Source organism: Aliihoeflea sp. (assembly GCF_052435475.1).
Taxonomy (GTDB): Bacteria; Pseudomonadota; Alphaproteobacteria; order Rhizobiales; family Rhizobiaceae; genus Aliihoeflea.
The window spans coordinates 323,151-338,855 of sequence record NZ_JBQVMV010000001.1; the positions used below are offsets into that span (position 1 = coordinate 323,151).

Genomic DNA, 15,705 nt, shown 5'->3' on the forward strand with positions numbered 1-15,705 from the left:
CATGATCGCCACCTCCCAGGGCCGGTTGCAGGACCGGCGTCCGCTGTCGATCATCGACATCGGCTCGAACTCCATCCGTCTCGTCATCTATGAAGGCATCGCGCGCTCGCCGACCGTGCTCTTCAACGAAAAGATGCTGGCGGGCCTTGGCCGCGGCATCGTGACGACCGGCAAGCTCGACCCCGATGGCGTACGCCGCGCGGTCGAGGAATTCGGCCGCTTCCGCGCCCTATCCGAGCAGGCGGGCGCCGAAAACCTGCACGTCATCGCGACCGCCGCCGCGCGCGAGGCGGAAAACGGGCCGGACTTCATCTCGCGCGCCGAGGACATTCTCGGCACGAAGATCAAGGTTCTGACCGGCCGGCAGGAAGCCTACTATTCCGCGCTCGGCATCATTTCCGGCTTTCATCCGGCCGACGGCATCGCCGGCGATCTCGGCGGCGGCAGCCTCGAACTCGTCGATGTTTCGGGCGAGACGATTGGCGACGGCATCACGCTGCCGCTCGGCGGGCTTCGCCTGCAGGAGATGGCACAGAACGCGCCAACGGCCGCGACCAAGATCGCGCGCACCGAACTGATCCGCGCGCAGCTTCTGCGCGCCGGACAGGGCCGCACCTTCTATTGCGTCGGCGGCACGTGGCGAAATCTCGCCCGCCTCCACATGATGGTGAACGGCTACCGCCTCAACGTGATGCACCACTACGAAATGCCGATGGAGGGCCTTTCGGATTTCCTGAAGCAGGTGGCTTCGGGCGAACTCGACAAGGTCAAGGGCATCGACCGGATCTCCAAGAACCGGCGCGGGCTCTTGCCTTACGGCGCGACGACGCTGCTGGAAGTCATGCGCTCGATGAAGCCGGAAAAGGTGGTGGTCTCGGCGCTTGGCGTGCGCGAGGGCTATCTTTATTCGCTGCTATCAGACGAGGAAAAGCAGAAGGACCCGCTGATCTCCGCCGCCGAGGAACTGGCGATCCTGCGCGCCCGATCGGTCACCCATTCGCGCGAACTCGCCGAATGGACGGGGACAAGCTTCCGCACCTTCGGCATCGAGGAAAGCGAAGCGGATTCGCGCTACCGGCAGGCGGCATGCCTGCTCGCCGATATCGGCTGGCGCGCGCACCCCGAATATCGCGGCACGCAGTCGCTCAACATCATCGCCCACGCCTCGTTCATCGGCGTCGACCACCCCGGCCGCGCCTTCATCGCGCTGGCGAACCTGTTCCGGCACGAGGGCGTCTTCGAAGACTCCGTCTCGCCGGAGATGCGGGCGCTGGCAACGCCCCATTATGTCGAGCGCGCCCGCGTTCTCGGCGCGGTGCTGCGCGTCGTCTATCTGCTCTCGGCCTCGATGCCGGGCATCATTCCGAATCTGACCTGGCGCACGCGGCCCGACGGCACGCTCTGCCTCGTCATCCCCGCCGAGCATGCCGGCCTGATGGGCGAGCGCCCCGCCGGGCGCATGGCGCAGTTGTCCAAGGTTCTGGGGCGGCCGATGGAACTGGTGGTCGACGGCGAATAGCTATTCGCCGTCGGCGATATCGAACGCGACGACCCGGCGCTTCTCGAATTTCAAGCCGACCTCGCCGCGCACGAGTTGCAGCGCGCGTTCGCCGAAGACTTCGCGGCGCCAGCCCGACAAGGCGGGTACCGTGGCGTTCTCGCCTTCGCCGGCGATCTTTTCGAGATCGTCGCCCGATGCGAGCACTTTTGGCGCGACGCCTTCCTTTTCGGCGATCAGCTTGAGCAGCACCTTGAGGAGTTCGACGGCTGCGCCCGATCCTTCCGGCTGGTGAACCTGCTTGGGCATCCTGGGAAGCTGCTCCTTCGGCAGGTCGAGCGCCTGATTGACGATTTCGAGCAGCGCCGCTGCGGTCGACGAACGCTCCCAGCCTTTCGGCGTCGAACGCAGTCGCCCAAGCGCCTGGCTGTCGCGCGGGCCTTGCTGCGCGATCTCGTAAATGGCGTCGTCCTTGACGACCCGCTGGCGCGGCACGTCGCGCTCGCGGGCCTCGCGGTCGCGCCAGGCGGCCAGCGCCTGCACGATCGCCAGTTCCTGCGGCTTGCGCACGCGCATCTTGAGCCGCTTCCAGGCATCGTCGGGATGCGGATCGTAGGTCTCGCGGGCCGTGAGGACGTCCATTTCTTCGGTCAGCCAGTGCGCACGGTCTTCGCGCTCGAGTTCGGCGCGCAGATATTCGTAGACCTCGATCAGGTAGGTGACGTCTGCCAGAGCATATTCGAGCTGCTTGTCGGAAAGCGGGCGATGGCGCCAGTCGGTGAAGCGCGACGACTTGTCGAGCCGGGTTCCGGTGATCCGTTGGACGAGCTGGTCGTAGGAGACGCTGTCGCCGAAGCCGCAGACCATCGCCGCGACCTGCGTGTCAAAGACGGGATGCGGGATCATGTCGCCGAGATGGAAGACGATCTCGATGTCCTGCCGTGCAGCATGGAAGACCTTGATGACCTTCTCGTTCGCCATGAGGCGGAAGAACGGCGCGAGGTCGATGTTCTTGGAAAGCGGATCGACGAGCGCCGTAACGCCGGGCGCGGCCATCTGGATCAGGCACAGGATCGGCCAGAACGTCGTCTCGCGAATGAATTCGGTATCGACGGTGACGAAGCTCGACTGTTCGAGCTGGGCGACGACGGCTTCGAGTTCGGCCTGATCCTGAATGAGATGCATGTCTTGCTTGGCTATCCTGTCCTTTGCTTCTCATTCACAGCCGATCGACCGTGCGTCAACCGGATTCTCGACACGGCTCAGTTCTGCCTGTCGGCCTTGCCCGGCTTGTACGCAAGCTTGGCGAAGAACGGCGAGGTTCGCAAAAGCGCGGTGAAGCGGCCGCGCTCTGCACGCGGCGGGGCGGCGCGCACGCGCATCCGGTAGAGCGTGACGCAGATGAATATCGCATAGACGCCGACCAGATAGAAGAAGAGCGCCGAATTGCCGAACTGCGTCAGCAGCGCCGAAGAGGCGAGGGGGCCGATCACGGCACCGATGGCATAGAAGAACATCAGCGCGGCCGCGACCTTCACATAGCCGCCTTCGTCCGCATTGTCGTTACCATGCGCCGCCGCCAGCGAGTAGATCGGCATGGCGAAGGCCGAGAATATCAGGATCAGCGCGAAATGGATCAGGCTGCCCGCGTCGGTCGCCAGCGCGAGCGCGAGCGCGGCCAGCATTGCAGCGGCCGACGTCAGCAGCAGGGTCTTGCGCCGGTCCCAGCGGTCAGACAGGGATCCGAGCGGATATTGCAGCACGACGCCGCCGATGACGCCCAATGAGATGAAGGTCGCGATCTCGCCGACATTCATGCCGATCGACTGCGCGTAGAGCGGGCCGACGAGACGAAACGCGCTGTTGGCGAGCCCCGCGACTGCCGAGCCGATGCAGGCGAGCGGTGAGATCAGCCAGACGCTCTTCAGGTCGAGCTTCAGTTCCACCGGCGGCTTGGGGTTCGAGCGGTCGCCGAGCGAGACCGGCACGAGCGACAGCGTGATCATGATCGCCATCACGCCGAAGATCGTGAAGCCCTCGATGCCGAAAAGCGGGATCATGAACTGGGACAAGGTGGTGCCGACGAGATCGATGACGCGATAGACGGCAGTCGCGCGCCCGCGCGCCTCGTTGCCGACGCTGGAATTGATCCAGCTTTCCATCACGGTGAAGAGGCCGGCGAAACAGAAGCCGATGATGAAGCGGACGATGATCCACAGCACCGGATCGACGAACAGAACCAGCGTCAGCGTGCCGCTCGCGGCAAGGGCGGCGAGCGCAGCGAAGCAGCGTATGTGTCCGACCGCGCGCAGCATCTGCGTGATCGTCATGCAGCCGAGGAAGAAACCGGCGAAATAGGCCGCGCCGATGACGCCGATGAGGCCGGTCGAAAAGCCTTCCTCCTGGCCTCGCAGTGCGATCAGCGTGCCCTGCAGTCCATTGCCGGCGAGCAGGATGCCGGCGGCGAGGAGCAGGGGAAGGAGAGGGCGGATGGAGGTCATGGGAATCCGGGCCGGGTTCTTCGTTCTATAGTCCGCGCCGCGGCGCGAGGCCATGATCCAATCCGGCCTTGAGGGTGACCCCACAGGCATCGTGGGTGACAGCCAGCGGCTCGAACGCTTGCACTGTGGACGCGGGATCGTCGACGGCGAACTTGCTGAATGGGGATCGCATCGGGTTCGGCCAAAGCTGCGCGGTGAGCGTGCTTCACATTATTTATGAATTTTGCTTATCTCTGTTACGATCACTCACAAATATGGAGATTCTTATGGCGACAATGACCATTTCCCTGCCCGAGAAGATGAAGGAGTGGGTCGAGGATCAACTCGAAGCCGGCTATTTCGCCAGTTCCAGCGATTATGTCCGCGACCTCATCCGACGCGACCGCGAAAAGCGAGAGGCGGAGCGCGACAAGGAAGTGCGCATGGAGGAGTTGCGCCGGATCATCGATGAGGGAATGGCGAGCGGCATCAGCAATCGGTCGCTCGACGACATATTTGCCGAAGCCAAGGAGATGGCGAGACTGAGCGGTACGCTGCGTGACTGAGTATCGGCTGAGCGAGCGGGCGGACGCAGACCTTTCAAGCATATTCGTCTACGGTTTCGAACAGTTCGGCGAGCGACAGGCCGCGCGCTATTTCGAAGAACTGAAGGGCGTGTTCGACAAGTTGGCTCAGTTCCGCAAGATGGGCCGCCGCGCCGATTCCATTCGCAATGGCCTTCGTCGGCATGAGCACGGCAGTCATGTGATCTTCTACCGCGAAGAAAGCGAAGGCATCGTGGTCGTCGCGGTCGTTCACGCCCGAAGCCTGCGCGGACTGGACCTTTGAGCTGATCCGCTCAACCATACCGACGACCGGCAAAACTTGACAAAAGCGACACTGCGTGCGCTTGTCGCGCCGATTTTCGGGGTGCCCAGGGCATCCCTCGTTGCCAGCCAGAACTCGGAAGAACCTCCCATGCACGCCTATCGCAGCCACACTTGCGCGCAACTTCGAAAGAGCGACGTCGGCGCGAATGTGCGCCTGTCGGGATGGGTGCATCGCGTGCGCGACCATGGCGGGCTGCTGTTCATCGACATGCGTGACCATTACGGGCTGACGCAGATCGTCGCCGATCCCGATTCGCCCTGTTTCAAGGTCGCCGAGACGGTGCGCGGCGAGTGGGTAATCCGCGTCGACGGCGTGGTCAAGGCGCGCATGGACGAGACGGTCAACGCGAACCTGCCGACCGGCGAGATCGAGATCTTCGCGCGCGACATGGAAGTGCTGTCGAAGGCGAAGGAACTGCCGCTGCCGGTCTTCGGCGAGCCGGACTATCCCGAGGACATCCGCCTCAAATACCGCTTCCTCGACCTGCGCCGCGAGACGCTTCACCGCAACATCGTGCAGCGCACGAAGATCATCGCGGAAATGCGCAAGCGCATGGCCGATGTCGGCTTCACCGAATATTCGACGCCGATCCTGACGGCCTCCTCGCCGGAAGGCGCGCGCGATTTCCTCGTGCCATCGCGCCTGCACGAAGGCACGTTCTACGCGCTGCCCCAGGCGCCGCAGATCTACAAGCAGTTGATCATGGTCTCCGGCTTCGACCGCTATTTCCAGATCGCACCCTGCTTCCGCGACGAGGACCCGCGCGCCGACCGCCTGCCGGGCGAGTTCTACCAGCTCGACCTCGAAATGAGCTTCGTCGAGCAGGAAGACGTGCTCGCCACCATGGAGCCGGTGCTGCGGCAGGTGTTCGAGACGTTTGCGAACGGCAAGCCGGTGACGCAGAAATTCCCGCGCATCGCCTATGACGAGGCCATGCGCAAATACGGTTCCGACAAGCCGGACCTGCGCAATCCGATCGAGATGCAGGACGTCTCCGACCATTTCCGCGGCTCGGGCTTCAAGGTGTTCGCCAACATCCTCGCTTCAGGCGAGCAGAACCAGATCTGGGCGATTCCGGCGAAGACCGGCGGCTCGCGCGCATTCTGCGACCGGATGAACTCCTGGGCGCAGGGCGAGGGCCAGCCGGGTCTCGGCTATATCTTCTGGCGCAAGGAAGGCGACAAGCTCGAAGGCGCCGGCCCGCTCGCCAAGAACATCGGTGAAGAGCGCACCGAGGCTGTCCGCCAGCAACTCGGGCTCGACGATGGCGACGCCTGCTTCTTCGTTGCGGGCGATCCGAAGAAGTTCGTCTCGTTTGCAGGCGCCGCACGCACCCGCGCAGGCGAAGAACTGAACCTCATCGATCAAGATCGGTTCGAATTGTGCTGGATCGTCGATTTCCCGTTCTTCGAATGGAACGAGGACGAAAAGAAGATCGACTTCGCCCACAACCCGTTCTCGATGCCGCAGGGCGGCATGGAGGGCTTGCAGGGCGACGATCCGCTGGCGCTGAAGGCGTTCCAGTACGACATGGTCTGCAACGGCTTCGAGATCGCGTCGGGCGGCATCCGCAACCATTTGCCGGAGACGATGGTCAAGGCGTTCGAGATGGTGGGCCTCAGCCGAGAGACGGTCGAGGAGCGCTTTGGCGGCCTCTATCGCGCTTTCCAGTACGGCGCGCCGCCGCATGGCGGCATGGCGGCCGGCATCGACCGCATCGTCATGTTGCTGGTCGGCGCCAAGAACCTGCGCGAAGTGACCATGTTCCCGATGAACCAGCAGGCTCAGGACTTGCTGATGAACGCTCCGTCGCCGGCAACGCCGCAGCAATTGCGCGAACTCCATCTGCGCGTCGCGCCGACGGCGAAGAAGGACGCGTGACGGATGGCGGGCGGCATGACCGAGCAGCGTCGCCCGCGCATTCTCCTGACGGGATTTTCGGTCTTCCCCGGCGCGCCGGTCAACCCGACCGAGGCGCTGGTGGGAAGTCTGCGCGAGACACCGCCCGCAATTGATGCAGATCTGAAGACGGCTGTGCTTTCGGTCGAGTACGACACGATTACCCCGCAACTCGCCTCGATTTGCGCCGATTTCCAGCCGGACATCGCGTTGCATTTCGGGCTTGCGCGCGAATGTACGGGTTTCCGATTCGAACGCGTTGCCCGCAACACCAACGCCAAGGCGCGGCCGGACAATCTTGGCAATTTGCCTGCGGCGGCCGCGATCTGCGCCGGTCCTGAAACCATCGCTTCGACCTTGCCGCTCGAAGAGATCGAACAACGTCTCGCCGCAGCGGGCCTGCCGGTCGAGTGGTCGGACGATGCCGGCGGCTATCTGTGCAACACGGTCTTCACGCTTTCCGCTGCCCATGCCTGCGACGGCCTGAAGCCGACGATGACGGGCTTCATCCACGTCCCGCCGCTCGATATTGACGTTTCGGCGACCGGAGCGACCTTATCGCTCGCCGATCTGCGCCGCGGCGCGGACATCATCCTGTCGGCGGCGATTGATGCATGGGGCGGATCATGATGCGACGTGCACTGTTAGTGCTGGTGCTGGTCGCCACGGCCATTCCTGCCGCCCGGGCCAATTGGGAAGCCGTCGAACGTGTCGAGCCCTATTCGATCTCCGGCACAACCGGCATCGAGCTCTACCAGTCGATCGGCGCGAACGGCCCCAAGATCGGCATCGGCCGCGCCATCGCCTACACGAATTTCGATCTGAAGTGGTCGCGCGACTACCAGCCGCAGCCGGACGGTTCCTGCGTGCTGGTCACCGCGCGTCCGCATCTGATCATCACCTATGCGCTGCCCAAGCCGTCGAGCAGCCTGTCTGCGGACATGCAGCGCAACTGGGATCGTTTCATCGAGGGCATCCGCGCCCATGAGAACGTGCATGGCGAGGACATCAAGGACATGGTCCGCGCCATCGAAGCCTATTCGGTGGGCTTGACCGCGCCCGACGACGCAGGCTGCCAGAAGGTGCGCCAGAAGCTTCAGGCGCGGCTCGGCGAACTATCGCAGGCGCAGCGCCAGAAGAGCCGGGATTTCGACCGGGTCGAGATGGGCAATGGCGGCAACATCCACCAGCTCATCCTGACCCTCGTCAACGGCTGACTTTGCTCGACGCCTAGTCGTTCGCCGTCACGCTCAGGTTCAACTGCTGCACGAGCGCGTCGGGCGAGGCCATGCCGGCGGCAAGCAGCATCGAGAACGGGACGGGCTGGGCCGGCGCGGCGCGGATCGTCAGCGATTGCGGGTTGTCCAGGAATTGCGACAGCGCCGCCGTCACCATTTGCGAAAGCTGTGGCGCGTTGATCCCGGCCATCATGAAGGGCAGGACGGCCTTGGTCTGGTTGGCGACGTCGGCCGCCGAAACGCCTTGATCCTCTGCGGCAAATTCCAGCACTTTCGGGGTCAGAGACGAATCGTCGTAGCTGATTTCCAGCCCGTGCAGGTTGAGCTGCTGCATCAGGCCGAGCATGGCCAGCCCCTGGCGCGACTGCTCGGCTTCCGAACTTGCACTCATGCGCTGCGAGGTCTCGCGCAAAGCCTTCGCGAAGGCCGGCGTGTACCCGCTCACGTCGAAGGTGATGCCGAGCGTTCCGGCGTCGTCTACGACCAGATCATATTGAGAGACTTTGAGCCTACCGTCGCTCGTCGCCCAGCTTCCGGCAAAGTCCATGCTGCCTGTGACTTGTTCGTAGCCCAGTCGCGACAGCACCTGCCTTTGGCTGGCGTCGTCTGTGACGGTCAGGTCGGTCGAGAAACGCTCGGCCCCGCCCGTAAAGGCAAGTTCGCCATCGCCCTCGGGCGGCGTGATTTCCACATTGAGATTGGCGAGCGCGAATATCTCGCGTCCTTCCGCTTCGAGACGGAGCGAACCGAGCGCTGCCCGCTCGTAGAGAAAATTCTCTGCGCCCTCATTGGGTAGGAAGACCTCGTCCATGACGAGATCGGTCATCGTCAGGGTCGTTCCCGCCTCGGTTGCGGTTGACGTCGGCATCGCGATTCGGCCGATTTGGTAACCGCCATCGGCATCGGACACGCCCGAAACGTCGATGTCGCCGATCGGTCGGGACTCACCGTCGGACGTGACGGTAACGCCTGTCAACCTGACATCGGAGCCGGAGATGGCGGCGTTCGTCCAGTCGAGCTGGACGCCCTGTTCCGCCATCAGTTCCTTCATGCGCTGGAGCGCAGCGTCGACATCCTGCGCGAAAGCGCCCGAGAGCGTGGTTGCCGCAAATGCTGCGCCAAGCGCCAGTGTCTTCAATCTGTTTGCAACGGTCTGCATGGGAGGCACCTTGCTGTCTGAGTTGCGGCGAGAATGACCGCAGACGTGGCGAAAACGCAAATGATGTTTCTGTGGCACAAAATCATGGGGTGGCGCTTTTCGGTGGATTGACACGGGGTGCGGCGGCGCGTGGCCTTGCTGCGAATCCCCCGGCTGTTTAAGCCATAGCCATGGGAAAAAGCCTTTTGCCGCCTGGCGCCGGAGACGGCGATCATATCGAGCCGGTCGACCTGAAGAAGGCGCTCGAAGAGCGCTATCTGGCCTATGCGCTCTCGACCATCATGCACCGGGCGCTCCCCGACGTGCGCGACGGGCTGAAGCCGGTCCACCGCCGCATCGTCCACGCGATGCGCCTCCTGCGGCTGAACCCCGAGCAGGGCTTTGCCAAGTGCGCGCGCATCGTCGGCGAGGTGATGGGCAAGTTCCACCCGCATGGCGACCAGTCAATCTATGACGCGCTGGTGCGCCTCGCGCAGTCTTTCTCGGTGCGTTATCCGCTCGTCGACGGGCAGGGCAATTTCGGCAATATCGACGGCGATAACGCCGCCGCCATGCGCTACACCGAAGCGCGCATGACCGAGGTGACGACCGAGCTTCTGGCCGGCATCACCGAGGATGCGGTCGATTTTCGCCCGACCTATAATGAGGAGGACGAGGAACCGGTCGTCCTGCCGGGCGCGTTCCCGAACCTTCTCGCCAACGGCTCGTCCGGCATCGCCGTCGGCATGGCGACGTCGGTGCCGCCGCACAACCTCGCAGAACTCTGCAAGGCCGCGCTGCACCTGATCGACCATCCGGACGCGGAGGTCGAGGACCTCCTGACCCGCGAGCCGCACCCGACCGATCCGGACGAGAACATGGTGCGCGGGCCGGACTTCCCGACCGGCGGCATCATCGTCGACGATTTCGACATGATCGCGCAGGCTTACAAGACCGGGCGCGGCTCGTTCCGCGTGCGAGCGAGGTGGGAGCAGGAGGACCAGGGCAGGGGCACCTACCAGATCGTCGTCACCGAGATTCCCTACGGCGTCCAGAAGGCGCGGCTGGTCGAGAAGATCGCCGAACTCCTGCTGGCCCGCAAGCTGCCGCTGCTCGACGATGTGCGCGACGAAAGCGCGGAGGACATCCGCCTCGTGCTGGTGCCGAAAAGCCGGCTGGTCGACCCAGCGCTGCTGATGGAATCCGTTTTCAAGCTGACCGAGCTCGAAAGCCGCTTCCCGCTCAACATGAACGTCCTGACGCGCGGCAAGGTGCCGAACGTGCTGTCGCTCAAGGGCGTGCTCGTCGAGTGGCTGGAGCATCGCAAGGAAGTTCTGATCCGCCGCTCGCGCCACCGGCTGGCGGAGATCGAACGGCGGCTGGAAATCCTCGGCGGTCTTCTGATTGCATACCTCAACATCGACGAGGTCATCCGCATCATCCGCGAGGAAGATGAGCCCAAGAAGGTGATGATCGCCCGCTGGGACCTGACAGACATCCAGGCCGAAGCCATCCTCAACATGCGCTTGCGCAATCTGCGCAAGCTGGAGGAGTTTGAGATCCGCAAGGAGCATGAGGCTCTGACCGCCGAGAAGGCGCAGATCGAAGGCCTGCTGGCCTCCGAGGCCAAGCAGTGGAAGACGATCCGCTGGGAGGTCGAGAAGATCCGCGACAAGTTCGGCTCGCACACTGATCTCGGGCGCCGCCGCACGCAGTTTGCCGACGCGCCGGAGCATGATGTCGGCGACATCCATCACGCGATGATCGAGAAGGAGCCTGTGACAATCGTCGTGTCCGAAAAGGGCTGGCTGCGGGCGATGAAGGGCCACATGGCCGATTTCTCGGCGCTGACGTTCAAGGAAGGCGACAAGCTCAAGCTCGCCTTCCATGCGCAGACGACCGACAAGATCATCGTCTTCACCACGGGCGGCAAGTTCTACACGCTCGGAGCGGACCGGTTGCCGGGCGGGCGCGGGCATGGCGAGCCGATCCGGATCATGGTCGACATGGAAAACGACCAGGACATCCTGACCGCATTCGTCCACGATCCGCAGCGCAAGCTGCTGCTCGTTAGCCGCGAAGGCTATGGCTTCACCGTGCCGGAAGGCGAAGTCGTCGCCAATACCCGCAAGGGCAGGCAGGTGATGAACGTCAAGTCGCCGGACGAGGCGCGGCTGTGCCTGACCGTTTCGGGCGACCACCTCGCCATCGTCGGCGACAACCGCAAGCTGCTCGTCTTCCCGCTGGTCGAGGTGCCGGAAATGACGCGTGGCAAGGGCGTGCGCCTGCAGCGCTACAAGGATGGCGGCGTTTCGGACGCCAAGACCTTCGCGATGGAGGCGGGGCTGACCTGGACGGATTCGGCCGGACGCGCCTTCACCCGAAGCCAGGTCGAGCTGATCGAGTGGATCGGCAATCGCGCCAGCGCCGGCCGTATGGTGCCGAAAGGCTTCCCAAGGACGGGCAAGTTCTAACCAGAAACCATCGTTACAACCTTGCGTTGGCCTTCACCGACCCAACCGAGGAGTTCTTGATGAAGTTGCAACTTGCCGCCGCCAGCCTGTTGATCGCTGCCGGACTCTCATTGCCCGCTCTCGCCCAGCCTGCGCCAGGCTCGATCCCGCTTTCAGAAATTCTCGCAACGATCGAAGCCGAAGACGGCTTTGGCTATTTCGACGAAATCGAATGGGACAGCGACGGCTATTGGGAAATCGAATATTACCGCGCCGACGGCGCCAAGATCGACATCGACATCGATCCGGCATCGGGGCAACCGCGATAGTCTCGACAGGGCGCCATAAGGCGCCCTTCGATTTCAGCCTTCGCGCTTCGGCTTCTTCTTCTTGAAGCCGTCGGGGCGCTTTTCGAACTTCGGCTTGCCGGGCTTCTTCGACCAGTCCTTCTTCTCGAACTTCTGGTCCGGCTTCTGGCCGCGATGCGCCGGCTTGGCGTCGCGCGCGAATTCCGGCGTGCCGTCCACCCGCTTTACACGGATACCGCGTTCGAGATCGCCCTTCTTGCCGATGAGCGCGGCGAAGCGGTCGGCGGAGCCGGCGGCGATCTCGACGAAGGTTTCCTCCGGCATCATCTTGATGGCGCCGATGTCCTTCTTGGTCAGGTTCCCGTTGCGGCACAGCATCGGAATCAGCCAGCGCGGCTCGGCATTCTGCTTGCGGCCGATGGACAGCGAGAACCAGGCGGCGTCGCCGAAGGGCTCGCGCTCCTTGGCGGCCTTGCGATCCTCGACGAAGTTGACCTCCATCAGATCTTCCGGCGCCGAACGGCCCGCGCGATAGGCGCGGACATAGGCGGCGGCGACCTGTTCGGCGCCATGCTTTTCGAGGATCTGGCGGACGAACTCCTCGACGTCCTCGGTGATCGGCTCCGAGAGCGCGGGATCGGCGAGCAGGCGCTCGTCGTCACGCTGCACGACTTCCTCCGCCGTCGGCGGCTTGCCCCACTGGGCGTTGATAGAGGCACTTTGAAGAAGCCGGCTCGCGCGCTTGCCGGCCTTGTTCGGCACGATCAGAACGCTCATGCCCTTGCGGCCCGCGCGACCGGTACGGCCCGAACGGTGAAGCAGCGTCTCGCGGTTGGTCGGAAGGTCGGCGTGGATGACGAGTTCGAGGTTTGGCAGGTCGATGCCGCGCGCGGCGACGTCGGTGGCGATGCAGACCTGCGCGCGCCCGTCGCGCATCGCCTGCAGCGCATGGGTACGCTCGTTCTGGCTGAGTTCGCCGGAGAGCGCAACGACCGAGAAACCACGATTGTTGAAGCGCGCGGTCATGTGGTTGACCGCCGCACGGGTCGCGCAGAAGACGAGTGCGTTGGTCGGCTCGTAGTAGCGAAGAACGTTGATGATCGCGTTCTCCCGGTCGGCATCGGCGACGGTGAGCGCGCGATATTCGATGTCGCCATGCTGGCGCGCTTCCGCAGCGGTCGAGATGCGCACGGCATTGCGCTGGTAGTTCTTGGCAAGTTCGGCGATCGGCTTCGAGACCGTGGCCGAGAACATCAGCGTGCGGCGCTCGTCGGGCGCGGCCTCGAGGATGAATTCGAGGTCTTCGCGAAAGCCGAGATCGAGCATCTCGTCGGCCTCGTCGAGCACCACGGCACGGATATCGTCGAGCTGGAGCGAGCCGCGCGTGATGTGGTCGCGCAGGCGGCCCGGCGTGCCGACGACGATCTGCGCGCCACGTTCGAGCGTGCGACGCTCCGAGCGCATGTCCATGCCGCCGACGCAGGAGGCGACGGTGGCGCCGGTCTCGGCATAAAGCCACTCGAGCTCGCGCTTGACCTGCAGGGCAAGCTCGCGCGTCGGCGCGATGGCGAGCGCCAGCGGCGCGGCGGCGGGGCCGAAACGCTCGTCATCGCCAAGCAGCGTCGGCGCGAGCGCGAGGCCGAAGGCGACGGTCTTGCCGGAGCCGGTCTGCGCCGAGACGAGCGCGTCGGCATCTCCGAGTTCGGAGCCGGTCACGGCCTTCTGCACCGGAGTCAGGGAGGAATAGCCGCGCTTTTCAAGTGCGGCGGCAAGCGGAGGCAAAATGCCTTCGAATTCGGTCATCGGTCGTCTTTCGGGAGTGGGCGCGCGGGCGCAACGGGCGCGGCGCTGAATTTTGCGCCTTCCTACCCGGGTTTGCCGCAAATGTATAGAAGCGACTAATACGCTGCGAAAAGCTGCGCGCGGGCGATCTGGACGAAGCCGCGGTCACCGGCCCTGACCGCAACTTCGGGCGCGACGTCGAATTCGAGCGGATCACCGCGGTCGGTCAAGGCAATGACGCGCCGGGAATCGGGGCGGTCGAGAACGCGCTCGACCGAGGCGGGGATGCCGCCGCCGGTCGCCGACCAGGTGAGATCGCTCGGCCGCAGATAGGCGTCGGCCTTGCCGTCCGCGAGCGCTGGCGCGGCGATGGACGCGCCGCCGAGATCGGCCATGCCGTTGGCGACAGACGCGCCGAGCCGGTTGGTGTCGCCGAGGAAGCGCACCACGAAGGCCGATTTGGGCTGCCGCGTCACTTCTTCGGGCGTGCCTTCCTGCACGATCCTGCCCTCGTCGAGAATGACGACGCGGTCGGCAAGATCGAGCGCCTCTTCCTGGTCGTGCGTGACGAACAGCGTCGTGATGCCGAGTTCGGAATGGATTTCGCGCAGCCAGCGGCGCAGTTCGCGGCGCACATTGGCATCGAGCGCGCCGAACGGCTCGTCGAGCAGCAGCACCTTCGGATCGACCGCGAGCGCGCGGGCCAGGGCGACGCGCTGGCGCTGGCCGCCGGAAATCTGGTTCGGAAAGCGGTCCTGAAGCCCGTCCAGCTTCACGAGGCGCAGGAGTTCGCCGACGCGCGCGGCGATGTCGGCCTTGGAGCGCTTCTTCTTCGACACCTTCATGCCGAAGGCGACGTTTTCGCCGACGGTCATGTGGGGGAAAAGCGCGTAGTGCTGGAAGACGAAGCCGACGCCACGCTCGCGCACGGGGATATCGGTCGCATCCTCGTCGCCGAAGAAGATCTGCCCCTCATCGGCATATTCGAGCCCCGCGACCATGCGCAGGATCGTCGTCTTGCCGGAGCCGGAGGGCCCGAGCAGCGCGACGAGTTCGCCGCTTTCGATGTCGAGCGAGACGCCGCGCACGGCGCGGAACGTGTCGAAAGTCTTGGCGACGTTCTTCAGGGCGATCTTCATGGCTTGGCCTCGACGATGGGGGCGGCAAGTGCGGGACGCGAGCGGCGGCCGGCGCCCTGGCGCTCGAGCAGCACCTTGGCGATGATGGTCACGACGGCGAGCAGCGCGAGAATGGATGCGGCCGCGAACGCGCCGACGGAATTGTAGTCGTGATAGAGCAGCTCGATGTGTAGCGGCAGCGTGTTGGTCTGGCCGCGAATGTTGCCCGAGACGACGGACACCGCGCCGAACTCGCCCATCACGCGGGCGTTGCACAGGACGACGCCATAGAGCAGCGCCCATTTGATGTTGGGCAGCGTGACGGAGAAGAACGTGCGCCAGCCAGATGCGCCGAGCGAGGTCGCGGCCTCTTCGAGGTCGCGCCCCTGCGCCTGCATCAGCGGGATGAGCTCGCGGGCGACGAAGGGTGCGGTTACGAACATCGACGCGAGGACGATGCCGGGCAGGGCGAACAGCACCTTGATCTCGGCCGATTGCAGCATCGGCCCGAACAGGCCCTGCAGTCCGTAGACGAAGAGATAGGCGACGCCGGCGACGATCGGCGAAATCGAGAACGGTATTTCGATGATGACGATCAGGAAGCGTCGGCCCCAGAAATCGTACTTCGTCACCGCCCATGCGGCAGCGACGCCGAAGATGGTGTTGATCGGCACCGCGATCAGCGCGGTGGCGACGGTCAGGAAGATCGCATGGCGCGTATCGGGGTTGGCGATGGTCGCGCCGAAATAGCCGACGCCCATCGAAAAGGCCTGGACACCGATGACCAGGAGCGGGGCGAGAATGAGAAGCGCGCCGGTGATCAGCACGAGGCCGATGAGCGCGCGGCGGATGGCTGGCCTGTCGCCGATCCTTGGCGGACGTCCTGTCGCATGTCGCATG

14 protein-coding genes are annotated in these 15,705 nt (G+C 64.4%); 8 read left to right on the forward strand and 6 right to left on the reverse strand.

The window, feature by feature from the left end:
• Window position 1: 1 nt before the first annotated feature.
• Window positions 2-1,519 carry an exopolyphosphatase gene (gene ppx / locus ACT6QU_RS01600; RefSeq protein ID WP_444563102.1) on the forward strand — a complete coding sequence of 506 codons (1,518 nt, stop codon included), beginning with the start codon at window positions 2-4 and terminating at the stop codon, window positions 1,517-1,519.
• On the opposite strand, the gene rnd is transcribed toward ppx, so the two are convergent.
• Together rnd and ACT6QU_RS01610 are read right to left on the reverse strand one after the other, a co-directional pair.
• A complete protein-coding gene (gene rnd, locus ACT6QU_RS01605; protein ID WP_444563103.1) occupies window positions 1,520-2,683 on the reverse strand; it encodes a ribonuclease D in 1,164 nt (387 codons plus the stop codon). It lies immediately after the preceding gene.
• Between the two features lie 77 nt (window positions 2,684-2,760).
• Window positions 2,761-3,999, reverse strand: coding sequence for an MFS transporter (locus ACT6QU_RS01610; protein ID WP_444563104.1), 1,239 nt, complete (start codon window positions 3,997-3,999; stop codon window positions 2,761-2,763).
• A 266-nt stretch (window positions 4,000-4,265) separates the two neighbouring features.
• Between ACT6QU_RS01610 and ACT6QU_RS01615 the strand changes: the two genes are divergently transcribed.
• From ACT6QU_RS01615 to ACT6QU_RS01635, 5 genes are all read left to right on the forward strand, one after another.
• Window positions 4,266-4,544: a type II toxin-antitoxin system ParD family antitoxin gene (locus tag ACT6QU_RS01615; protein WP_444563105.1), complete on the forward strand. Its 279-nt coding sequence runs from the start codon at window positions 4,266-4,268 to the stop codon at window positions 4,542-4,544.
• The gene (locus ACT6QU_RS01620; RefSeq protein WP_444563106.1) at window positions 4,537-4,827 is read left to right on the forward strand and encodes a type II toxin-antitoxin system RelE/ParE family toxin; all 291 of its coding nucleotides are present in this window, start codon (window positions 4,537-4,539) and stop codon (window positions 4,825-4,827) included. Before ACT6QU_RS01615 ends, ACT6QU_RS01620 begins: the two co-directional genes overlap by 8 nt.
• Window positions 4,828-4,956: 129 nt before the next feature.
• The gene (gene aspS, locus ACT6QU_RS01625) at window positions 4,957-6,750 is read left to right on the forward strand and encodes an aspartate--tRNA ligase (protein ID WP_444563107.1); all 1,794 of its coding nucleotides are present in this window, start codon (window positions 4,957-4,959) and stop codon (window positions 6,748-6,750) included.
• 15 nt (window positions 6,751-6,765) lie between these two features.
• Window positions 6,766-7,398: a pyroglutamyl-peptidase I family protein gene (locus ACT6QU_RS01630; protein WP_444563108.1), complete on the forward strand. Its 633-nt coding sequence runs from the start codon at window positions 6,766-6,768 to the stop codon at window positions 7,396-7,398.
• Entirely contained in the window at window positions 7,398-7,985 is a 588-nt protein-coding gene (locus ACT6QU_RS01635; protein ID WP_444563259.1) for a DUF922 domain-containing Zn-dependent protease, read from the forward strand. Before ACT6QU_RS01630 ends, ACT6QU_RS01635 begins: the two co-directional genes overlap by 1 nt.
• Window positions 7,986-7,998: 13 nt before the next feature.
• Here the strand turns inward: ACT6QU_RS01635 and ACT6QU_RS01640 are convergent, their stop codons facing one another.
• Window positions 7,999-9,165, reverse strand: coding sequence for a hypothetical protein (locus ACT6QU_RS01640; RefSeq protein WP_444563109.1), 1,167 nt, complete (start codon window positions 9,163-9,165; stop codon window positions 7,999-8,001).
• Between the two features lie 170 nt (window positions 9,166-9,335).
• Between ACT6QU_RS01640 and parC the strand changes: the two genes are divergently transcribed.
• Both parC and ACT6QU_RS01650 read left to right on the forward strand, forming a co-directional pair.
• Complete coding sequence (parC, locus tag ACT6QU_RS01645) at window positions 9,336-11,618, forward strand: DNA topoisomerase IV subunit A (protein WP_444563110.1); 2,283 nt, start codon at window positions 9,336-9,338, stop codon at window positions 11,616-11,618.
• 26 nt (window positions 11,619-11,644) lie between these two features.
• Window positions 11,645-11,926, forward strand: coding sequence for a PepSY domain-containing protein (locus ACT6QU_RS01650; RefSeq protein ID WP_444563111.1), 282 nt, complete (start codon window positions 11,645-11,647; stop codon window positions 11,924-11,926).
• Between the two features lie 33 nt (window positions 11,927-11,959).
• Here the strand turns inward: ACT6QU_RS01650 and ACT6QU_RS01655 are convergent, their stop codons facing one another.
• From ACT6QU_RS01655 to cysW, 3 genes are all read right to left on the reverse strand, one after another.
• The gene (locus ACT6QU_RS01655; RefSeq protein ID WP_444563112.1) at window positions 11,960-13,708 is read right to left on the reverse strand and encodes a DEAD/DEAH box helicase; all 1,749 of its coding nucleotides are present in this window, start codon (window positions 13,706-13,708) and stop codon (window positions 11,960-11,962) included.
• Window positions 13,709-13,803: 95 nt separating this feature from the next.
• Window positions 13,804-14,826, reverse strand: a complete 1,023-nt coding sequence (locus ACT6QU_RS01660; RefSeq protein ID WP_444563113.1) for a sulfate/molybdate ABC transporter ATP-binding protein — start codon at window positions 14,824-14,826, stop codon at window positions 13,804-13,806.
• The gene (gene cysW / locus ACT6QU_RS01665; protein ID WP_444563114.1) at window positions 14,823-15,704 is read right to left on the reverse strand and encodes a sulfate ABC transporter permease subunit CysW; all 882 of its coding nucleotides are present in this window, start codon (window positions 15,702-15,704) and stop codon (window positions 14,823-14,825) included. The genes ACT6QU_RS01660 and cysW overlap by 4 nt, the downstream gene beginning before the upstream one ends.
• Between the last annotated feature and the right edge of the window lies 1 nt (window position 15,705).